This is a genomic window from Herbaspirillum sp. VT-16-41 (assembly GCF_001994935.1).
In the GTDB taxonomy this organism is placed as follows: domain Bacteria; phylum Pseudomonadota; class Gammaproteobacteria; order Burkholderiales; family Burkholderiaceae_D; genus Herbaspirillum; species Herbaspirillum frisingense.
Genome location: NZ_MUXB01000133.1, coordinates 127561 through 149408, shown reverse-complemented (window position 1 = coordinate 149408; position 21848 = coordinate 127561). Strand labels below are relative to the sequence as shown.

Below are 21848 nucleotides of genomic sequence, written 5' to 3'. Positions count from 1 at the left end.
AGCAAGCCGCATGCCCGCAAAGATGGCTCTTTTGCCACCCTGACGGCCGCCACAGTGCGGCCCACCTCTCGCGCCAACAGGAGAATCCGATGAATGCAAGCTCTTCAGGGCAGGGGCATACGCTCAAGCCCGTCCTGTCCACCCTGCAGCTCTGGGCCATCGCGGTCGGGCTGGTGATCTCTGGTGAGTATTTCGGCTGGAGCTACGGCTGGGCCAGCGCCGGCACGCTGGGCTTTACGGTGACGGCGCTGTTCATCGCGGCCATGTACGCCACCTTCATCTTCAGCTTTACCGAACTGACGACCTCCATCCCCCATGCCGGCGGCCCGTTCGCCTACAGCAAGCGCGCCTTCGGGCCGGTGGGCGGTTACCTGGCCGGGGCAGCCACGCTGATCGAGTTCGTCTTCGCGCCGCCGGCCATTGCGCTGGCCATCGGGGCCTATCTGAACGTGCAGTTTCCGGCGCTCGACCCCAAGCTGGCCGCGCTGGGCGCCTATCTGGTCTTCATGACGCTCAATATCGTGGGGGTGCAGATCGCCGCCACCTTTGAGCTGTGCGTGACGCTGCTGGCGATCTTCGAACTGCTGGTCTTCATGGGCGTGGTGGCGCCGGGCTTCTCGATGGCCAACTTCACCAAGGGCGGCTGGTCGGGCAGCGATGGCTTCAGCCTGGCGGCGGTGCCGGGCATGTTTGCGGCGATCCCGTTCGCGATCTGGTTCTTCCTGGCCATCGAAGGCGTGGCCATGGCCGCCGAGGAAGCCAAGGACCCGCGTCGCTCCATCCCCATCGCCTATATCACCGGCATCCTGACGCTGGTGGTGCTGGCCATCGGCGTGATGCTCTTCGCCGGTGGCGTGGGTGACTGGACCAAGTTGGCCAACATCAACGACCCGTTGCCGCAGGCCATGAAGCTGATCGTCGGCGAGAACAGCAACTGGCTGCACATGCTGGTGTGGCTGGGCCTGTTCGGTCTGGTGGCGTCCTTCCACGGCATCATCCTGGGTTATTCGCGGCAGATCTTCGCCCTGGCCCGGGAGGGTTACCTGCCGGCTTACTTCGCCCGTGTCCATCCCCGTTTCAAGACCCCGCACCGGGCCATCCTGGCCGGCGGCGTGGTGGGCATTGCCGCCATCTACAGCGATGAACTCATCAAGATCGGCGGCCAGACCCTCACCGCCAACATCGTCACCATGTCGGTGTTCGGCGCGATCCTGATGTACATCCTGTCGATGCTCTCGCTGTTCCGCCTGCGCCGCGACGAGGCCGGCCTGGAGCGCCCGTTCCGGGCACCCCTGTACCCGTACTTCCCGGCCTTTGCGCTGTTCGGCGCGCTGGTGTGCATGGCCACCATGATCTATTACAACCCGCTGATCTTCGGCATCTTCGTCGGCCTGCTGGCCCTGGGCTATGCCTGGTTCCTGGCAACGGCGCGACACCGGGCGGAGGGTGCGGCGGCGATGGCGAAATCCTGAGCGGCATGATTTTCCAAACGATATAAAACTTTTATTTCCCCAAGGCCATCATGAACAACAAACACACACCGACCACCGACTCCCACCCGCCCGCGCTGCAACGCCGTGGCTTCCTGGGCGGCCTGCTGGCCGCTGCCGCCGGCGGCACGATGGCGACCCTGGCCAGCCCGGCCCATGCAGCCAGCCGCGCCGAGGTGGCGCTGGACCGCGCCAAGTGGGCCATGCGCAATCACGACATGGTGGCGCAGATGATCGCCGAACACGGCAAGCTGGCGCCGGGCTACCAGTCCGGCAAGCGCCCCTACGCGGTCTTTGACTGGGACAACACCAGCATCATGAACGACTGCGAGGAAGCGCTGCTGATGTACCAGATCAATACGCTGTCCTTCAAGCTGAGCCCGGCCGAGTTCGCCGCCATCACGCGCCAGAACGTGCCGCCGGGTCCGTTCAGCAAGGACTTCAAGAACGCCGCCGGCCAGATCGTCGACCTCGACTCCATCTGCGCCGACCTGGACGCCGACTATGCCTTCCTGCACGCCAACTACAAGGGCATGGCCGGCAGCAAGTCGCTGGAGGAAGTGACGGCCACCACCGAGTTCCAGGACTTCCGCGCCAAGCTGTATTACCTCTACGAAGCGGTCAACGACACCCATGGTGTGAACGTGGGCTATCCGTGGGTGATCTATTTCTTCGCCAACATGAGCGTGGCCGAGGTAAGCGCCCTGGCCGAGGCCTCCAATGATGCCGCACTGGGCGCTGCGCTGACCAAGGTCAAGTACACCAGCCCGGCCGACCGTCCGGGCAAGGCGGGCGTGGTGAGCGTGTCGCACTTCCACGGCATCCGCCTGTGCACCGAAATCGCCACCCTGATGGACAGCCTGCGTCGCAACGGCATCGACGTCTATGTCTGTACCGCCTCGCTGGAAGATGTGGTGGCGGTGTTCGCGACCCATCCCAAGTACGGTTACCACGTCACGCGTGACAACGTCATCGGCCTGCGTCTGGAGCGCAACGGCCAGGCCTTCCGCAATGCCTACCTCAAGGACTGGCCGCTGACCTGGGGGCCGGGCAAGACGGTCGCCATCAAGCAGGTGCTGGTGGCGCAGAAGGGCTACGGGCCGCTGTTCGTGGCAGGCGATAGCGATGGCGATTACGATATGCTGCGGGACTTCCCGGAGACCCGTTTCGGGCTCATCGTCAACCGCATGAAGAACGGCAAGATCGGTGAGCTGTCCAAGCTGGCGGCCGACCAGATCAGCACCGACAAGCCGCGCTTCCTGCTGCAGGGCCGGCAGGAATCGACCGGCAACTGGGTGCCGGCCGAAACCAGCATCAAATACGGCAAGACCGCACCGCAACTGCTCACCAGCTGAGCGGCAGGGTGCAAGACCGGGCCGGTGCCGCCACCCACGGCAGCACCGGCTCCGGCGAACAAGGAGGAGCAGCATCATGGCCGAACACCGTTTCCGGCACAGCGCAGGTAGCGCCAGCTACGTGTTTCGCGATCTCAAGGACCTGATGGCCAAGGCCAGCCCGGCGCGCTCGGGCGACCTGCTGGCCGGGGTGGCGGCGGGCAGCGCCGAAGAGCGGGCGATTGCGCAGATGGCGCTGGCCGATCTGCCGCTGAAGCTCTTCCTGGAAGAGCCGCTCATCCCCTATGAAGAGGACGAGATCACCCGTCTCATCCTCGACAGCCACGACCGCGCCGCCTTCGCGCCCATCGCCCATCTCACCATAGGCGACCTGCGCAACTGGCTGCTGGCCGACGACACCGACAGCACCGTGCTGGCAGCGGTGGCGCCCGGCATCACCCCGGAGATGGCTGCGGCCGTCAGCAAGATCATGCGCAACCAGGACCTGATCCTGGTCGCCAAGAAGTGCCGCGTGGTGACGGCCTTTCGCAACACCATCGGCCTGCCGGGCCGGCTCTCGACCCGCCTGCAGCCCAATCATCCGACTGACGACGCCAGCGGCATCGCCGCCAGCATGCTCGATGGCCTGATGTACGGAAACGGCGACGCCGTCATCGGCATCAACCCCGCCACCGACAACGTGCCGCAGGTGGTCAAGCTGGTCGGCATGATGGCCGACGTCATTGCGCGCTATGACATCCCCACCCAATCCTGCGTGCTGACCCACGTCACCAACACGATTGCCGCCATTGAGCGCGGTGCGCCGGTGGACCTGGTATTCCAGTCGGTTGCCGGCACCGAGGCCGCCAACCGCAGCTTCGGCATCGACCTCTACCTGCTGGGCGAGGCGCGTGAAGCCGCCTTGTCGCTCAAGCGCGGTACCGTGGGCGACAACGTCATGTATTTCGAGACCGGGCAGGGCAGTGCGCTCTCGGCCAATGCCCATCACGGGATCGACCAGCAGACCTGCGAGGCCCGGGCCTATGCGGTGGCGCGGGCGTTCAAGCCGCTGCTGGTGAATACCGTGGTCGGCTTCATCGGTCCCGAATATCTCTACGATGGCAAGCAGATCATCCGCGCCGGTCTGGAAGACCACTTCTGCGCCAAGCTGCTGGGCCTGCCCATGGGCTGCGACGTCTGCTACACCAACCACGCCGAGGCCGACCAGAACGACATGGACGTGCTGCTGACCCTGCTGGGCGTGGCCGGCTGTACCTTCGTGATGGGCATCCCCGGCTCGGACGACATCATGCTGAACTACCAGACCACATCCTTCCACGATGCCCTGTATGCGCGCCGGGTGCTGGGTTCGCGCCCCGCGCCCGAGTTCGAGGCCTGGCTGCACCGGATGCAGATCTTCAACCAGGGCAGCGACGACGCCGCCTTCCGCCTGCATGCCGACATGGCACCGGGTTTTCGCGATACCTTGCTGCGGCTGCAATGATCATGGACGACCAGCCCATTTCCCCTTCAGGTGCAGAAAACGTCAGCCCCGGTGCGGAATCGGTCACGACCAATCCGTGGGAAGCGCTACGCCGTTTCACCGCTGCACGCATCGCCCTGGGGCGCAGCGGCGTCAGCCTGCCGACCGCGCCGCAATTGGCCTTCCAGCTGGCGCATGCGCAGGCGCGGGATGCCGTGCATCTGCCGCTGGATGTGGCAGCCTTGACGGCACAGTTGCAGCAGCAGGGCATCTGCGCTGCCGAAGACGTACTGCAGGTCCAGAGCGCAGCAACGGACCGCCTGGTCTATCTGCAGCGCCCTGACTTCGGACGCAAGCTCTCGGAGGCATCGCGCCAACTGTTGCTGGCGCGTTTCGGCAGCCAGGCGCCACGCAGCTACGACGTCGGCTTCGTCATCGCCGATGGCCTCTCGGCCCGCGCGATCTTGCGCAATGCCGCACCTTTCCTGGGCGAGGTGATGCGACGCATCGCACCGGAAGGCTGGACCATGGCGCCGCCGGTGATCGTGCAGCAGGGCCGGGTGGCGGTGGCTGACGAGATCGGGGAATTGCTGGGCGTGAAGCTGGTGGTGATCCTGATCGGCGAGCGCCCGGGCCTGAGCTCACCCGACAGCATGGGCCTGTACCTGACCTGGATGCCGGCACGCGGATTGACCGATGCCAGCCGCAACTGCATTTCCAACGTACGCCCGGAGGGCTTGCCCTATCCGGAAGCGGCCTACAAGCTGCATTACCTGATGGCCCAGGCGCACCAGCGCAGTCTGTCGGGCGTGGCCTTGAAGGATGAGACGGCTGGCGAGGGCGCGGAACTGGATGTGCGGCGCAATTTCCTGCTCGATGGCGCCTGAAATCGGGCCGGCACATGATCATGGGAGGATGCCCTGAGAACCGTTCGGACTGAGTAGCGGCTCTGCCGCGTATCGAAGACTCACCGGCATGCGCGCCTTCGATACGCCGCACTGACGTGCGGCTACTCAGTCCGAACGGTAGTCGGTTGGTTTTCCGCTATTCAAGATGGCCGTTCGGACTGAGTAGCGGCTTTGCCGCGTATCGAAGACTCACCGGCATGCGCGCCTTCGATACGCCGCACTGATGTGCGGCTACTCGGTCCGAACGGTAGTCGATTGGTTTTCCGCTATTCAAGATGGCCGTTCGGACTGAGTAGCGGCTCTGCCGCGTATCGAAGACTCACCGGCATGCGCGCCTTCGATACGCCGCACTGACGTGCGGCTACTCAGTCCGAACGGTAGTCGGTTGGTTTGCCGCTATTCAAGAAGGCCGTTCGGACTGAGTAGCGGCTCTGCCGCGTATCGAAGACTCACCGGCATGCGCGCCTTCGATACGCCGCACTGATGTGCGGCTACTCAGTCCGAATGGTAGTCGGTTCACCAGCAGCTTTCCCGCATGGCCCTGCCATGCAGGCTCAGCCCGCAAAAAGCAAAAAGACCGCGAACTTGCATTCGCGGCCTTTCCGTTTTTACTGCCGGAGGGTGCTCCAGCTACCCTCCGGCAGATGAAGGCGCCTTACAGCGATTCCAGCGCCTTGTTCAGCGTGGCGCTCGGACGCATCACGGCGAAGGTCTTTTCGCGGTCCGGCAGGTAGTAGCCGCCGATGTCCACTTCCTTGCCCTGCACCGCATTGAGCTCTTCCACGATCTTCTGCTCGTTGTCGGTCAGTGCCTTGGCCAGCGGTGCGAACTGCTTGGCCAGATCGGCGTCGTCCTTCTGCGCGGCCAGTTCCTGGGCCCAGTACATGGCCAGGTAGAAGTGGCTGCCGCGGTTGTCCAGTTCACCGGTCTTGGGCGAGGGCGACTTGTTGTTGTCCAGCAGCTTGCCGGTGGCGGCGTCCAGGGTCTTGGCCAGCACCTTGGCGCGGTTGTTGCCGGTCTTGATGCCCACGTCCTCGATGGACACGGCCAGGGCCAGGAATTCACCCAGCGAATCCCAGCGCAGGTGGTTTTCACCGACCAGCTGTTGGACGTGCTTGGGCGCCGAGCCGCCAGCGCCGGTTTCGAACATGCCGCCGCCGGCCATCAGCGGAACGATCGACAGCATCTTGGCCGAGGTACCCAGTTCCATGATCGGGAACAGGTCGGTCAGGTAATCGCGCAGGATGTTGCCGGTTACCGAGATGGTGTCCTGGCCACGGATGACGCGTTCCAGGGTGTAACGCATGGCGCGCACTTGCGACATGATCTGGATGTTGGCACCGGTCAGGTCGTGATCCTTCAGGTAGGTGTTGACCTTCTTGATCAGTTCGGCTTCGTGCGGACGGTACGGGTCCAGCCAGAACACGGCCGGCATGCCGGACAGGCGGGCGCGGGTCACGGCCAGCTTGACCCAGTCGCGCACCGCTGCGTCTTTGACCTGGCACATGCGCCAGATGTCGCCTTCTTCCACGTTCTGCTCCAGCAGGACCTGGCCGTCCAGCGTGACGATGCGGGCCACGCCGGCTTGCGCGATTTCGAAGGTCTTGTCGTGCGAACCGTATTCCTCGGCCTTCTGGGCCATCAGGCCGACGTTGGGCACGGTACCCATGGTGGTCGGGTCGAAGGCGCCGTTGGTCTTGCAGAAATTGATGATTTCCTGATAGATGCGGGCGAAGGTCGATTCCGGCAGCAGGGCCTTGGTGTCTTCGGTCTTGCCGGCGGCGTTCCACATCTTGCCACCCGCGCGGATCATGGCCGGCATGGAGGCATCGACGATCACGTCGTTGGGGGCGTGCAGGTTGGTGATGCCCTTGGCGGAGTCCACCATGGCCAGGCGCGGACGTTTGGCTTCGTCGGCCTTCAGGTCGGCCAGCACTTCAGCCTTCTTGGCTTCGGGCAGGGTGTTGATCTTTTCATAGACACCCGACATGCCGTTGTTCGGGTTCACGCCGATCTCGGCGAACAGGGCGGCGTGCTTGGCGAAAGTGTCCTTGTAGTAGGTACGCACGGCGTGGCCGAAGACGATGGGGTGCGAGACCTTCATCATGGTGGCCTTGACGTGCACCGACAGCAGCAGGTCGGTATCGAAGGCGTCCTGCATCTGTTCTTCGTAGTAGGCGCACAGGGCCTTCTTGCTCATGAACATGCTGTCGATGATTTCACCGGCCTGCAGCGAGACCTTGGACTTCAGGACGATGGTTTCACCGGACTTGGTGACCAGGTCCATCTTGACGTCGACGGCCTTGTCCAGGGTCAGGCTCTTTTCACCGGCGTAGAAGTCGCCGCCGTGCATGTGCGCCACGTGGGTGCGCGAGGCCATGGACCACTTGGCCATCGAGTGCGGGTGCTTGCGGGCGTAGTTCTTGACGGCGTTGGGTGCGCGGCGATCGGAGTTGCCTTCGCGCAGGACCGGGTTCACGGCGCTGCCGGTGACCTTGGCGTAGCGCTTTTGCAGGGCCTTCTCTTCGTCGGTGGAGGGGTTTTCCGGATAGTCGGGCAGCTTGTAGCCGCGTGCCTGCAGTTCGCGGATGGCCGCTTGCAGCTGCAGGATGGAGGCGCTGATGTTGGGCAGCTTGATGATGTTGGCGTCCGGGCTCTGGGTCAGTGCGCCCAGTGCGGCCAGGTTGTCGGGGACTTTCTGCTCATCGGTGAGGTACTCCGGGAATTCAGCCAAGATACGAGCAGCCACCGAAATATCGCTTTCGACGACGTCGATGCCAGCCGGAGCGGTGAACTTCTTGACGATGGGCAAGAGCGAGTGGGTCGCCAGATAGGGTGCCTCGTCGGTCAGCGTATAGATGATGGTCGGGTTGCCAGTAGTCACGATGATGTCCTTGCGTTGGTGTGTTGATGTGCTTTGGTGCGATCCTCGCAGCGCCGGATGGCCCGTCCTTGCTCTGTCGGCCTGGACTGGTGCCATCTCCTTGTCGGCTTGCTGCGCGGAAATTCGTCTCCCGGGGCGGCGTTCCCGGCGTACTGCTGCCAGAGGGCCGCGGCAAAAAACAGCGGTAGTTTACTCCTAAGCGGCCGGAAATGCTTCAACTCTTATATAAGACTTGAAGAAATTTTTGTATTTCCCTGGATTGATTTCCCGCTTGCCGTGTTCTTCGCCAAACCGGGTTAGTGTCTCAGCCTGAACTTTTGAATATGTCCGGCAATTTGCCGTACAATGACTTCCGGAGGAAAACATCATGCCCGCCGTCTCAACCGCCAGGCTCGAAGCCCGGATCAGTCCTGAATTGCAGCAATTACTCAAGCGTGCCGCCGAGATCGAAGGTCGTACGCTGACTGATTTCGTCGTAAGCGCCGTGCAGGAGGCTGCGCAAAAGGCCATCGAGCAGGCCGATGTGATCCGCCTTTCACTTCAGGACCAGCAGCGTTTCGCGGACGCATTGCTGGCGCCTCCATCGCCATCGCCCGCCCTCAAACGCGCCATGGCGCGTCATGACGAGCTTCTGCGCACTGAAGAATGACGCGCCCGCCGTTCCTGGTGACGGCGCTGGAGACCGGGATTCATGATCGTAGCCGCTTCGACTGCGGCGTACTTGCACTAAACCGCTACCTGCGGGAGCAGGTCTCGCAGGACATCCGTCGTCGCGTGGCCGCCTGCTTTGTCGCTCTCGATGACAGCCAGCGCATCGCCGCCTATTACACCCTGGCCAGTGCCAGCGTGCCGTTGACCGGACTGCCGGATGATCTACGACGCAAGCTGCCGCGCTATGGCGCAATCCCGGCCATCCGCATGGGCCGCCTTGCCGTGGACAGGGAGTTCAAGGGGCGCGGCCTCGGTAGCGCGCTGCTGGTCAATGCCATGCGCCGGGCAGTGGCAGCCGAGATTCCAGGGGCGGTCATGGTGGTCGAGGCGAAGGACCCGCAGGCAGCCGCTTTTTACCGTCATCACGGGTTCATCGAACTGCAGGATGCACCGCTCACCCTGTTCCTGCCCTTGTCCAGCCTGCGCTGACCCTATGGCGCGCCGTTGCTTGCGCGCATAAAAAAGGGCCGCTTAGCTTCAGCGGCCCATCATTCCAATAGCTATTGCAAAAACGCTTGTCAGGCTGCAGCCACCTGCTGTGCGGTCTTGTTGCGGTAGAGGATCAGGGTGGCGATCAGACCGCACACCGCGGCTGCGCTCATCCAGATGCCAGGCGCCGCCTTGTCGCCGGTGGCCTGGATCAGGCCGGTGGCGATGGCCGGGGTGAAGCCGCCGAACACTGCCGTGGCCAGGCTGTAGGCCAGCGAGAAACCTGCGGTACGCACGTCGGCCGGCATCACCTCGGTCAGTGCCACCACCATCGCGCCGTTGTAGCTGGCGTAGAGGAAGGACAGCCACAGTTCCACGATCAGCATCTTGCCGAAGGTGGCGTCATGCACCAGCCAGTTCACGGCCGGGTAGGCGGTCAGGATGGTCAGTACCGTGAAGGCCACCAGGATGGGGCGACGGCCGATGCGGTCCGACAGCGCGCCCATGATGGGCAGCCAGATGAAGTTGGACACGCCCACGCACAAGGTGACGATCAGGCTGGCCTCGGTGGACAGCTTCAGGACGTTCTTGCCGAAGGTCGGGGTGTAGACCGTGATCAGGTAGAACGACACGGTCGTCATCGACACCAGCATCATGCCGGCGATGACCAGCTTCCAGTTCTCGATCATGGAGCGGAAGATCTGGCCGGTGCTCGGACGATGCTTGCGGCGCATGAATTCTTCGGTTTCCTGCAGCGAGCGGCGGATCACGAACAGCACCGGCACGATCAGGCAGCCGATGAAGAAGGGAATACGCCAGCCCCAGTCACCGACCTGGGCCGGGGTGAGGGTGGTCGAGAGTGCGTAGCCGATGGCGGCCGCCACGATGATGGCCACCTGCTGGCTGCCGGACTGCCAGCTCACGTAAAAGCCCTTGCGGCCGGGCGTGGCCATTTCGGCCAGGTAGACCGACACACCGCCCAGTTCCACGCCGGCCGAGAAGCCTTGCAGCAGGCGGCCGATCAGCACCAGCACGGGCGCCAGCGCGCCGATGGTGGCGTAGGAGGGGACAAAGGCGATCAGCATGGTGCCCAGCGCCATCAGGGCCAGGGTCACGATCAGGCCCTGGCGGCGACCGACGCGGTCCACGTAGGCGCCCAGGATGATGGCACCCAGCGGACGCATCAGGAAGCCGGCGCCAAAGGTCATGAAGGTCAGCATCAGGGACGCGAACTCGTTGTCGCCCGGGAAGAAGGCCTTGGAGATGTGCGTCGCGTAGAAACCGAACAGGAAGAAATCGAACATTTCCATGAAGTTGCCGCTGGTAACCCGCAGCACCGTGGAAAACTTCGACGGCGAAGAAGTGGATGTCGTCATGATATGTGCCTCGTTATCTGTTGGGCGGACCGTGTTGCTTCCGGTCTTGCGCCTGTCTCGTCCCGCCATGCGGCAGGTTGTGTCAGGATCTTTTCTGTGGGGACAGCTATTGCGCCGCCGATTCTATGCCCGAATTCCCGGCCATGGACCACCCCGCCCCGGGATGGAAGCAAATATCGGTTTTTTCGATAGCTGGATGAAAGCTTGGGGAGCCAATCCGGCCAAAAGAAGGGCTTTCCGGCGTTGTTTTGCGTAGTTCTGCACTGCGTCAAGGCAAGCTGGCCGTAAATATGGTGCAATGCCGCATCACGTTTGTGCGGCTCTGCGGCCCCGCCCACCGTTTCCCATCTCCACCCGTCTCGAAAGGTCTCCATGAAAACCGCCGTCTACAGCGCCCGCCGCTACGACCAGACCCTGCTCCTGCGTGCCAATGCCCAGTCTGGCGCGGGCCACGAATTGGTGTTCCTGCAGGATCGGCTCGACAGCGATACCGCCCAACTGTGCAGCGGCTGCGAGGCGGTGGCGGCCTTCGTCAACGACGATCTCGGCGCACCCGTGCTGGAGCGTCTGGCGGCCCAGGGCATACGCTTTGTCACCACCCGCTCCACCGGATTCAACCATATCGATATCCAGGCCGCGCGCAGGCTGGGCATCACGGTGGCGCGGGTGGCCGATTATTCACCTTATTCGGTGGCCGAGTTCGCGGTGGGTCTGCTGCTGGCGGTCAATCGCAAGATCGCCCGCGCCAGCATGCGCACGCGCGAAGGCAATTTCGAACTGGATGGCTTGATGGGTTTCGACCTGCACGGCAAGACCGTGGGCGTGATCGGCACCGGCAAGATCGGTGCGCTGTTTGCCCGCATCATGGCCGGTTTCGGCTGCACCGTGCTGGGCAGCGACGTGCATCGCAACCCGGATTTCGAGGCACTGGGCGGCCGTTACGTGGAGCGCGAGGCCTTGTTCGCGGCCAGTGACGTGATCTCGCTGCATTGTCCGCTCACCGAGGCCACGCGCTATCTGGTCAATGCGCAGACCCTGGCGGTCACCAAGCCCGGCTGCATCCTGGTCAATACCAGCCGCGGCGCGCTGGTGGATACCGAGGCCGCCATCGCCGCCCTCAAGAGCGGCCAACTGCGCGGCCTGGCCATCGATGTCTATCAGCAGGAGGCCAGCCTGTTCTTCCAGGACCTGTCCTCCACCATCATCACCGACGACGTGATCCAGCGCCTGGTGTCCTTTCCCAACGTGATCGTGACCGGTCACCAGGCCTTCTTCACCGAGGAAGCCATCGGTCAGATCATGCAGACCACCATCGACAACCTCAGCGATTTCGCCACCGGCGCCAGCCTCGGGGAACGCCTGGTGGCCTGACCGGCGCTGCTTTCAACCCGCAGCGCCGCGGGTATTGAACAGCGAACCCAGTTGCTCGCCGATGCGCGGACGCAGGTGCTCGCGCACGCGATGGATGATCTCTTCTGCGTCGGCCGTGCCATAGGTCTGGGCCAACTGCCGGTGCATGTCAAAGTGCAGGTAGAGCAGGCCACGCAGGCTCTGGAAGGCGGTGGGGTGGGACTGTCCGCAGATCTGCTCGTTGTTGTCCATCACCTGGTTGAGCACGCCCGGATCGAACAGGCGCACCTGGCAGATCACGGCGAAGCGCACGATCTCCAGGTCCAGGGCTTCCAGTTCCTGGGTCAGCTCATCGGGGGTGTGGCGCTCGGCGCTGAGTTTCTCGGACATGAATTCTTTCGGAGGAGGAGGGGCCTCCAGCTTAGCATTTGCTGCGTCGCGAAAAATTGTCGGAAATCAATCCTGCCTTGATAATCAGACGTGATCAGGGCGATGGCGCTAGGATTTGGGCGCGAGAGTGGTAATTTTTTGCTGCATGGCAGCGAGGATGGGCAATGGGCGACGCCGGCTGCCAGCGCCGCCCACTACAAGCTACGCCGCTTCCACCATGGGATAGAAGTCCCGGTTCTCACGGCCAATGCGGTCGAACAGCAGCTTCAACACCCGATTGGCATCGGCACGGAACAGTTCGGGTTGTTCCGCGATGCGCTGGGCGTCATTCCATTGGCGCGAAAACTGGGCGTATTGCGCCGAGATGTCCTGCATCTCCTCCTGATAATGCCTGGCCTTGGCGGCCAGTGCGGGCGAGGCCTGCTGCATGGCAGGGTAGAGGTAGCGGTCTTCCACCGACAGGTGCAGCTTGATGACCGAGCTCATCGCGATCACTTCGCGGGCGATGGAGGCGGCCTCTTCGGCGATGCCCTGCGAGCACAGGGCCTTGAGTTGTTGTACGTGGCCGATGATGTCGGCGTGTTCACGGCGGTATTTGTCCAGGTTCATATCGTTTCACTCATGGGTGATGGAAGAACCCGCACCCGGCCAGGTCGGCCGGCTGCGGGGGCAGGGGCATTACTGCAGGGCGGCTGCGGGTCCGAAGAATTCGTAACGCGCCTGCGCCGCCGGCACGCCCAGTTCCTCCAGCGCCTGCCTGATGGCCTTCATGAAGGGCTTGGGGCCGACGAAGTAGGCGTCCACATCACGATCGGCCGGCAGCCACTGCTGCAATAGCGCGGCATCGATGAAGCCGTGGGCATGCGGCGCCACATCGCCGGCACGCTGGTTCTCGTAGCAGAAGCGCACTTGCAGCTGGGTATGGCGGGCGGCCAGTTCTTCCAGCGCGCCACGGAAGGCGTGCACACCCGCATGACGGGCGGCATGGATGAAGTGCACCGGGCGGCCGCTGGGCAGGGCCGCGACCAGCATGCTCATCATCGGCGTGATGCCGACGCCACCGCTGATGAGCACCAGCGGCCTGGCGCTGGCGGTCAAGGTGAACTCGCCGGAGGGCGGGAACAGTTCCACCACCGACCCCACATGGATCTGGTCATGCAGATGGCGCGAGACCTTGCCATTGGCTTCGCGCTTGACGCTGATGCGGTACTGCGCCGGCTGACCGTTCTGACGCAGCGGCGCCGACAGCGAATATTGGCGACGCTGCTCCTCCCCGTCGACCATCATGCGCAGGCCGATGTACTGGCCCGGTTCGAAGTCCAGCAGGCTGCCGCCATCCTGCGGCACGAAGTAGAAGGACGTGATTTCCTCGCTCTCGGCCACCTTGCGGCTGACCACGAAATGGCGGCCACCGCGCCAGCCACCGGGCGCTTCGGCCTTGCTGTCGTACTGCTGGCGCTCGGCGCCGATGAGGATATCGGCCAACTGCCCATAGGCCGCGCCCCAGGCGTCGATGACGGCATCGGTGGCGATGTCCGCACCCAGCACTTCGCGGATGGCGCGCAGCAGGCAATCGCCCACCATCGGGTAGTGCTCGGGCATGACCTGCACGGCGACGTGCTTGTTGATGATCTGTGCCGCCAGGGGGCCCAGTTCTTCCAGGCGGTCGATGTGGCGGGCATACATCAGCACGCCGTTGGCCAGCGCCCGTGGCTGGTCGCCGCTGACCTGGTGGGTACGGTTGAACAGCGGACGCACTTGCGGATAGTCACGCATGAGCATCTGGTAGAAGTGCGTGGTCAGGGCCTCGCCGCCCGATTCGAGCAGGGGGACGGTGGACTTGACGATGGCGAGTTGGGCTTCGGTCAGCATTCTGGGCCTTTCAGTGGTGGAGTGGAGGTGCCGGAGTACCGGTCTGCCCTGATGTATTACAAAAGCCGTGCCACCATCATGTCCTAATAAAATCAATGACTTAGGAAATATCCATGTCATTTTTACCTGTGTCATAATGACTTTAATTCACTTTATTGGTAGTCAATATGACCTCAAAGGCTTTGCTGGATGCGCTGTTGCCGCTGGTGGCCGACCTCTCCCGGGAGATCGATGATCGGGAGCGCTACCGGCGCCTGCTGCAGACCTTGCGCACGCTCTTTCCCTGCGACGCGGCCGCGCTGCTGCGGCTGGAGGGCGAGGTGCTGGTACCGCTGGCCATCGACGGTCTTTCTGGCGACACCCTCGGGCGGCGCTTCCGGGTGGCAGATCATCCGCGCTTCGGCGTGCTGCTGGCCAATGTTGCACCCACGCGCTTCCCGGCCGATTCCAGCTTGCCCGACCCCTATGATGGGCTGGTCGACGGGCTCAACGACGCCCATTCCGGCCAGCTGGAAGTGCACGATTGCATGGGGTGCGCGCTGACCGTCAACGGCCGTCCTTGGGGACTGGTCACGCTGGATGCGCTGGGGCCAGGCCGCTTCGACCGGGTCGACATGGCCTCGCTGCATGCCTTTGCCGCGCTGGCGGCCGCCACCGTCAACGTGGCCGAGCGCATCAGTGACCTCTCGCAAGCCGGAGAACAGGCGCGTCAGCGCGCCGAAGCCTATCGTCTCGGGCTGGAGGAAAGCCAGGGCAAGCGCGAACTGATCGGCCAGAGCCCGGCCCAGCGCCAGCTGATGGAAGAAATACGCATGGCCGCACCCAGCGACATGACGGTATTGATCAGCGGCGAAACCGGCACCGGCAAGGAGTTGGTGGCGCACGCCCTGCATGCCGCCTCGCCCCGCGCCCACAAGCCCATGATCAGCCTGAACTGCGCCGCCTTGCCCGACACCCTGGTCGAGAGTGAACTGTTCGGTCACGTCCGGGGCGCCTTCTCGGGTGCGGTGGCTGACCGTCGCGGCAAGTTCGAGATGGCCGATGGTGGCACGCTGTTCCTGGATGAAGTCGGCGAGTTGCCGCTGGCGGTGCAGGCCAAACTGCTACGGGTACTGCAGAGCGGGCAATTGCAGCGGGTGGGCTCGGACCGTGAACATCGGGTTGACGTGCGCTTGATTGCCGCCACCAATCGCGACCTGGCCGAAGAGGTCAAGCGCGGTCACTTCCGCGCCGACTTCTATCACCGCCTGTCGGTCTTTCCCATCCGGGTGCCGCCGTTACGTGAGCGGGGTCGCGACGTGCTGCTGCTGGCCGGGTATTTCCTGGAGCAGAACCGCGCAAGACTGGGTCTGACCAGCCTGCGGCTGTCCGCCGACGCCCAGCGCGCCCTGCAGGAATACCCTTGGCCGGGCAACATCCGGGAGCTGGAACATCTGGTCGGCCGCAGCGCCTTGCGTGCCCTGGCAGCACAGCCGCAGCGTCCATCCATCCTCACGCTGGACGCCGAGGCGCTGGATCTGCGCACGCCGCTGGCGCTCGCGTCCGATGCAAGCGCGGCAATGGGGAGTGCTGTCGCGGGAGTCAAGCCGACCGGCGCCACGCCGGGGCCGCTCTCTTTGTCACTGCGCGATGCAGTGGAGCGCTACGAGCGCGAGCTGGTCGGTGCCAGCCTGGAGCGACACCAGGGCAACCTGGCGGCTGCGGCACGCGAGCTGGGGCTGGACCGGGCCAACCTGAGCCGACTGGTCCGCAGACTGGGATTGCGTTGATGGCTTCAGGAGGAACAGGGCCTGAGCAGGAGAGCAGGGCGCCTGAGCCCGAGAGCGCAGGCACAGCAGTCGACACGCTCTAAAAAAATCGGCCAGTGCTCGCCGGGTAGATACCCGTGAGCACTGGCCGCAGCGTCTTACCGACGACGCCGGGAAGTTCAGGCTTGTGGCCGTTCGCTGTCCAGTTCCGCCAGTTGCCCGCGAATGCGGAGGGCGGTCAGGTGGCGGGCGGCGGCGGCATCGTCGTTGACGTGTTGCAGGTCTTCCGGCGGTGCGCTGATCGCTTTGACGGGAGCCCCTTGCTGCGGGCTGCCTGGAATGCCAGGGTTGAGTTGCGACATGATGTTCTCCAAGGGATGAAAATCTTGTGCAGACCCGCGGCCGGCAGGGCCGGCGGGCAGGGCTGCCAAATCCTGTTCGCAGGGGCCGGCGAGGAAACATCGCGGCCGATATGTGAACGTTTTGGCAAACCAGATGAAAGCATATTAGCCGTTTTAGCTGCGCTGCAACAGGTGTTCGGCGACCTAAATTTTTGTAGGAACTCGCGAAATGTTGGGGTGGGGCAAGGATAAGCACCTGCCATTCGCTTCGAATTTGCTGCGCAGCAATGCAAGGTGAGTTTCAGGCCCCCGATGCGCGAGCTTGCCGATTGGTACCCGAGTCCCGCTAGCCCTGCGCATCGATTCCTACGCCAACTGGTGGCATTGGCCGATGTCGGCTGCCGGCATGAGCGGCTAGCCTTGCTGAATCGTCCATCCCCTCATACCTCATGCAAGGAGTCCCAATGAACGAGCGCAAGCACGACAATTCCAACACCTACAAGATCATCGAAGTCGTGGGCAGTTCGCCCAACAGCAGCGACGAGGCCATCCGCAATGCCTTGGCCGACGTCGTCAAGACCGTCAAGAACATCGACTGGTTCGAGGTCACCCAGTGCCGTGGCCATGTCGAAAATGGCAGCATCGGCCATTTCCAGGTCGGTCTGAAGATCGGCTTCCGGGTCGAGGCCTGATCCCGCCAGCCATGCCGTGGACGGCACGGCAGAGCTTGGGCGGCCCTTCCCACGGATGAGGGATACAGGGCCGCAATCGGGCTGGTCCCCATATAGCGAGGTTCAATTGGCGGCTTTCAGGCTCCTTTGGCTAAAGTGGGGGTTCATCACCGCGTGCAGCGGCGATACTCGCCACGGCAGCCACGGCATCCACGCCAGCACCGCCACTTGAACCGCCGGCACTGCACCCTCTTCATCGTCAATTCGTCGTCAATTCGTCGTACTGCGGCCCGCCCTTCGCGGCCCCGGCGGCGTTTGCGTTTTCTTGCAGTGCGGTAGCAGGCCTCGTCACCAATACGGATTTCTGCCCAGCGTGCAGCTCCGGTTTTTTCGCCGCGCTGCAACAGTAGGATTCATCCTACGCGATCTCAGGCCGCTGTCCGATAGTGAGGGCTGATCCTGATCCGTATAACGTAATCATCGGCGCTCAAAAGTTTGTCCAGGCCAACATAACAACAAGGACATGTCTTCGCCCGGCCACCGGATCAAGCCCGGCCGAGGCGCAGATGCAATGCGATGCGACGAGCCAAGGGTGCTTTCCATCTCAGGTGCTTTCACACATTAGGGGTCCATCTTGCAAGCTCGAGTTCTGTTAGTCAGCTCGGAGGCCGTACCGCTCGTCAAGACCGGTGGCCTGGCCGACGTCATCACCGCTTTGGCGGTAGCGCTGCGCAAAGTCGGCATCGACGCCAGCATCCTCATGCCCGCCTATCCGGAGGCGGTGCGCAATCTCGGCGAGACGGTACAGATCGGTCTCAAGCATGGACTGCCCGGCGGCGCCGGCCGGCTCCTGCGCGGCACGGTCCCCGGCACCGACGTGCCGGCACTGCTGCTCGATACCGCGCGTTTCCGCCAGCGCGGCGCCAACCCCTATCTCGATGCCGATGGCGTGGAGTTCAGCGACAACGCGCTGTGCTTCGCCGACCTCTCGCATGCGGCCGTGGCCATCTGCGCCGGCGAGACCAGCCTGCCGGCACCGCACGTGGTGCACGCCAATGATTGGCACGCCGGGCTGATTCCCTGCCTCCTGAAGCTGCGCGGGCTGGATCACATCGGTACCATGCTGACCATCCACAACCTGGCCTTCCAGGGCAATTTCGCGCTGGGCTCGGCCGAGCAGATCGGTATTCCCCAGCATCTGCTGACCGGCGATGGCGTGGAATACTGGGGCAAGCTGTCCTTCCTCAAGGCCGGCATCCGCTTCTCCGATTGCGTCTCCACCGTCAGCCGCAACTATGCCGAAGAGATCATGACCCCGCGCTTCGGCTGCGGCATGGACGGCATCCTGTCCTTCCGCAAGCTGGACCTGCGCGCCATCCCCAATGCCATTGACGCCGAGCTGTGGAACCCCGCCAACGATCCGCTGATCGCCCGCAATTTCAGCGTCGGCAACATGAAGGGCAAGTCTGCCTGCAAGCGCGACCTGCAAAAGCTGTTCGGCCTGCCGGTCGATCCCTTCGCCCCGGTGATGGGCCTGGGCAGCCGCATCTCGCACCAGAAGATGGCCGACGTCGTCATCGAGGCATTGCCGGGCATCCTGGAGCGCCATCCGCGTCTGCAGGTGGTGGTGCTGGGCTGCGGCGACCATGACTACGAAGACGCCTTCCTGGCACTCACCCGCCAGTATCCTGGCCGCATCGCCGTGCATATCGGCTATGACGAGCGCCGCGCCCATGCGCTGCATGCCGGCAGCGACATGCTGTTGCACCCGACCCGTTTCGAGCCCTTTGGCCTGACCCCGCTGTATGCCATGCGCTATGGCGCCATTCCCATCGGCTCCCGTGTCGGCGGTCTGGTCGACACCGTATGCGACGCCGATCTCGATCCGCAACGCGCCACCGGCGTGCTGTTCGAAGGCGAGCGCGTGGAAGACATGCAGCACGCCGTCGCCCGCGCCTTTGCGCTCTACAGCGACAACGAGCGCTGGCAGTCCATCCAGCGCAATGCCATGAGCATCGACTGCGACTGGGCCGGCCCCACCCGCGCCTACATCGACGCCTATGCCCACGTGGCGGACATGGCCGTGCGCCCACTGTTTGCGCCGCGTCCCTTGCCGGTGGAGCGACCGGCAGCGCAGGTCGCCCACGGCGCAGTTGCCCATGAGCGGGTGGCTGGCATGGTCAGTCCGGCGGCGGCCATTGCCGCGGCCCTGGCGGGTGTGGTTGCCGGACCTTCGGCCGTGGCGGCGGCCTGATTGCGTCGCTGCAGCCGTGGCAGCTGCGGCCGTCTTTTGACAATTTTCTTTCAAGCCCGACCGCGTCCCTGCATCCATCAGGGACGCGGCAGGGAAGGTGTTTGCCGGCGTGCCGCCACGCGGTGCGCCGGATGCTGACCATCGATATTTCGATCAACCCAGATAACAACAACAGGAGTGTGCATGTCCGGCATGTCTGTCATGGCGTATAGGGAATCCCTGGACTCCGCGGATTCGTCTTCCGACGCCAGCTCGGCGCCCCCCCATCATGCCCCCGGCGCAAGCCCGGAGCAGTCCCTTCCTCCCCTCGAGAAAACCGCGCTGTCCCTGTCCTTTGAAGAGCAGGGCCTGCTGGAAGCCCTGCTGGCAGGGCGCCTGAACCAGCCTTTCTGCCTGCTCGGCCCTCGCTATGCGCGCGAGGCCAGCGGCGTCAGCGCCATTCGTTGCTTCCACCCCGGCGCCGAAGCGGTCCGCGTGCGCTGCCGGCATAGCGGCGCCCTGTTGGGCGAGCTGCAGCAATATCCGCTCAACGGTTCGCCCAGCGGCTTCTTCAGCGGTGTCGTCACCGGTCTGGAGCAGCGCCGCTACCAGGTCCCCTATGTGTTGGAAGTGGACTGGCATATCCCCGACGGCAACCGCAGCGTGCAGAGCACCGAAGATCCGTATGCCTTCGGTCTGCTGCTGGGCGAGCTGGACTTGCACTTGCTGCAGGAAGGTCGCCATCGTCAACTGGCCGATTGCCTGGGCGCGCGCCCGATGGAAATCGATGGCGTGCCCGGCACCCGCTTTGCCGTCTGGGCACCCAATGCCGAGCGCGTTTCGGTGGTGGGCGACTTCAACCAGTGGGACGGGCGCCGTCACGTGATGCGCCTGCGCCATGAGCCGGGCGTGTGGGAGCTGTTCATCCCCCGCATCGGTCCTGGCGATGTCTACAAATACGAAATCCTCGGCCGTGATGGCGTACTGCTGCCGCTCAAGGCCGATCCGGTGGCGCGCGCCACGGAACCGCCGCCGGCTACCGCCTCGGTGGTGGCCGATGCCCGTCCCTATGTCTGGCAGGACCAACAGTGGATGGCCGAACGTGCCCAGCGCCAGTCGCGCTCGGCGCCCATGTCCATCTACGAGGTGCATCCCGCCTCCTGGCGCCGCGTGCCTGAACAGGCGCATCGCAACTTCACCTGGGATGAACTGGCCGATGAGCTGATCCCCTACGTGGTCGGCATGGGCTTCACCCATATCGAACTGATGCCGGTGATGGAACATCCCTTCGGTGGCTCCTGGGGCTACCAGCCGATCAGCATGTTCGCGCCCAGTGCCCGCTTCGGCAAACCGGAGCGCTTCGCCGCCTTCGTCGACCGTTGCCACCAGGCTGGCATTGGCGTGCTGCTGGACTGGGTGCCGGCGCATTTCCCCAGCGACCAGCATGGCCTGGCACAGTTCGACGGCACCGCGTTGTATGAACACGCCGACCCCCGCGAAGGCTTCCACCAGGACTGGAATACCCTGATCTTCAACCTCGGCCGCAATGAGGTGCGTGGCTTCCTGATCGCCAGCGCCCTGGAGTGGCTGGAACACTTCCACGTCGACGGCCTGCGCGTGGACGCGGTGGCCTCCATGCTCTACCGCGACTACAGCCGCAAGTCTGGCGAGTGGGTGCCCAACATCCATGGCGGCCGCGAAAACCTGGAAGCCGTGGCCTTCCTGCGCGAGCTCAACACCGTCGTGACCCAGCGCTGCCCGGGCGCGCTGATGATTGCCGAGGAATCCACCTCCTGGCCCGGCGTGACCGCCGAAGTCAAGGACGAGGCCGATCATCACGGCCTGGGTTTCCACTACAAGTGGAACATGGGCTGGATGAACGACACCCTGCGCTACATGCAGCATGACCCGCTGTTCCGCCGCTATCACCACCACGACATGACCTTCGGTCTGCTCTACGGCTTCTCGGAAAACTTCATCCTGCCGATCTCGCATGACGAGGTGGTGCATGGCAAGCGCGCCTTGCTCAACAAGATGCCGGGCGACGAATGGCGCCGCTTCGCCAACGTGCGTGCCTACTATGGCTTCATGTGGACGCACCCCGGCAAGAAGCTGCTCTTCATGGGCAGCGAATTCGGCCAGCCCGACGAGTTCGACCACGACAAGTCGCCGTACTGGCATCTGCTGGACGAACATGGCGGCCACCCGGCCGGCCATCGCCAGCTGCGCCAGCTGGTCAGCGACCTGAACCATCTCTATTGCAGCGAACCGGCACTGCACCAGCGCGATTGCCGCGCCGACGGCTTCTCCTGGGCGGTCGGCGACGACAGCGTCAACAGCGTGCTGGCCTACTTCCGCTACGCCGATGAGGGGCCGCCGGTGCTCATCGTGGTCAACCTGACCCCGGTGCCACGCACCCACTACCGCATTGGCGTGCCACCCATCGCACCGGGCCAGCCCGGTGTGTGGCGCGAAGTGCTCAATACCGATGCCGCCGTCTATGGCGGCAGCAACAGCGGCAACATGGGCCGGGTCGAGGTGCAGGACATGGGCTGGCATGGCCACCCCAACTCCATCGAACTGAACCTGCCGCCGCTGTCCACCCTGATCCTGCGTAGAGAGTCCTGA

At 64.0% G+C, this 21848-nt stretch carries 17 protein-coding genes; 11 read left to right on the top strand and 6 right to left on the bottom strand.

The window, feature by feature from the left end; genetic code table 11:
• Positions 1-89: 89 nt before the first annotated feature.
• The 4 genes from eat to eutC all read left to right on the top strand — a co-directional run bounded on the left by eat (position 90) and on the right by eutC (position 5194).
• Positions 90-1472 carry an ethanolamine permease gene (gene eat / locus BTM36_RS22830; RefSeq protein WP_077238078.1) on the top strand — a complete coding sequence of 461 codons (1383 nt, stop codon included), beginning with the start codon at positions 90-92 and terminating at the stop codon, positions 1470-1472.
• 50 nt (positions 1473-1522) lie between these two features.
• A complete protein-coding gene (locus tag BTM36_RS22825; protein WP_077238077.1) occupies positions 1523-2845 on the top strand; it encodes an HAD family hydrolase in 1323 nt (440 codons plus the stop codon).
• Between the two features lie 76 nt (positions 2846-2921).
• Positions 2922-4328, top strand: a complete 1407-nt coding sequence (locus tag BTM36_RS22820; protein ID WP_077238076.1) for an ethanolamine ammonia-lyase subunit EutB — start codon at positions 2922-2924, stop codon at positions 4326-4328.
• On the top strand, positions 4325-5194 hold the full coding sequence (eutC, locus tag BTM36_RS22815) for an ethanolamine ammonia-lyase subunit EutC (RefSeq protein WP_077238075.1): 870 nt from the start codon (positions 4325-4327) through the stop codon (positions 5192-5194). Before BTM36_RS22820 ends, eutC begins: the two co-directional genes overlap by 4 nt.
• Before the next feature lie 676 nt (positions 5195-5870).
• Here eutC and BTM36_RS22810 read toward each other — a convergent pair.
• On the bottom strand, positions 5871-8099 hold the full coding sequence (locus tag BTM36_RS22810; protein WP_006463853.1) for an NADP-dependent isocitrate dehydrogenase: 2229 nt from the start codon (positions 8097-8099) through the stop codon (positions 5871-5873).
• A gap of 367 nt (positions 8100-8466) precedes the next feature.
• Between BTM36_RS22810 and BTM36_RS22805 the strand changes: the two genes are divergently transcribed.
• Both BTM36_RS22805 and BTM36_RS22800 read left to right on the top strand, forming a co-directional pair.
• Positions 8467-8748 carry a DUF1778 domain-containing protein gene (locus BTM36_RS22805; RefSeq protein ID WP_077238074.1) on the top strand — a complete coding sequence of 94 codons (282 nt, stop codon included), beginning with the start codon at positions 8467-8469 and terminating at the stop codon, positions 8746-8748.
• Positions 8745-9239, top strand: a complete 495-nt coding sequence (locus tag BTM36_RS22800) for a GNAT family N-acetyltransferase (protein ID WP_077238073.1) — start codon at positions 8745-8747, stop codon at positions 9237-9239. Before BTM36_RS22805 ends, BTM36_RS22800 begins: the two co-directional genes overlap by 4 nt.
• Before the next feature lie 89 nt (positions 9240-9328).
• On the opposite strand, the gene BTM36_RS22795 is transcribed toward BTM36_RS22800, so the two are convergent.
• Positions 9329-10615 carry an MFS transporter gene (locus BTM36_RS22795; RefSeq protein WP_006463849.1) on the bottom strand — a complete coding sequence of 429 codons (1287 nt, stop codon included), beginning with the start codon at positions 10613-10615 and terminating at the stop codon, positions 9329-9331.
• A 372-nt stretch (positions 10616-10987) separates the two neighbouring features.
• Between BTM36_RS22795 and BTM36_RS22790 the strand changes: the two genes are divergently transcribed.
• The gene (locus tag BTM36_RS22790; protein WP_077238072.1) at positions 10988-11986 is read left to right on the top strand and encodes a 2-hydroxyacid dehydrogenase; all 999 of its coding nucleotides are present in this window, start codon (positions 10988-10990) and stop codon (positions 11984-11986) included.
• A gap of 12 nt (positions 11987-11998) precedes the next feature.
• Here BTM36_RS22790 and BTM36_RS22785 read toward each other — a convergent pair whose 3' ends face one another.
• The 3 genes from BTM36_RS22785 to hmpA form a co-directional block, all read right to left on the bottom strand.
• Entirely contained in the window at positions 11999-12355 is a 357-nt protein-coding gene (locus tag BTM36_RS22785; RefSeq protein WP_006463847.1) for a hypothetical protein, read from the bottom strand.
• A 201-nt stretch (positions 12356-12556) separates the two neighbouring features.
• A complete protein-coding gene (locus BTM36_RS22780) occupies positions 12557-12964 on the bottom strand; it encodes a hemerythrin domain-containing protein (protein WP_006463846.1) in 408 nt (135 codons plus the stop codon).
• Positions 12965-13033: 69 nt separating this feature from the next.
• Complete coding sequence (gene hmpA, locus BTM36_RS22775; protein ID WP_077238071.1) at positions 13034-14227, bottom strand: NO-inducible flavohemoprotein; 1194 nt, start codon at positions 14225-14227, stop codon at positions 13034-13036.
• A 167-nt stretch (positions 14228-14394) separates the two neighbouring features.
• Here hmpA and norR point away from each other — a divergent pair, with 167 nt between their 5' ends.
• The gene (gene norR, locus BTM36_RS22770; RefSeq protein WP_077238070.1) at positions 14395-15996 is read left to right on the top strand and encodes a nitric oxide reductase transcriptional regulator NorR; all 1602 of its coding nucleotides are present in this window, start codon (positions 14395-14397) and stop codon (positions 15994-15996) included.
• Between the two features lie 158 nt (positions 15997-16154).
• Here norR and BTM36_RS22765 read toward each other — a convergent pair whose 3' ends face one another.
• Positions 16155-16337 carry a hypothetical protein gene (locus BTM36_RS22765; protein ID WP_039875641.1) on the bottom strand — a complete coding sequence of 61 codons (183 nt, stop codon included), beginning with the start codon at positions 16335-16337 and terminating at the stop codon, positions 16155-16157.
• Between the two features lie 443 nt (positions 16338-16780).
• Between BTM36_RS22765 and BTM36_RS22760 the strand changes: the two genes are divergently transcribed.
• The 3 genes from BTM36_RS22760 (at position 16781) to glgB (ending at position 21848) form a co-directional block, all read left to right on the top strand.
• Positions 16781-17008: a dodecin gene (locus BTM36_RS22760; RefSeq protein WP_077238069.1), complete on the top strand. Its 228-nt coding sequence runs from the start codon at positions 16781-16783 to the stop codon at positions 17006-17008.
• A 613-nt stretch (positions 17009-17621) separates the two neighbouring features.
• On the top strand, positions 17622-19241 hold the full coding sequence (gene glgA / locus BTM36_RS22755; protein WP_077238068.1) for a glycogen synthase GlgA: 1620 nt from the start codon (positions 17622-17624) through the stop codon (positions 19239-19241).
• 183 nt (positions 19242-19424) lie between these two features.
• Complete coding sequence (glgB, locus tag BTM36_RS22750) at positions 19425-21848, top strand: 1,4-alpha-glucan branching protein GlgB (protein ID WP_077238067.1); 2424 nt, start codon at positions 19425-19427, stop codon at positions 21846-21848.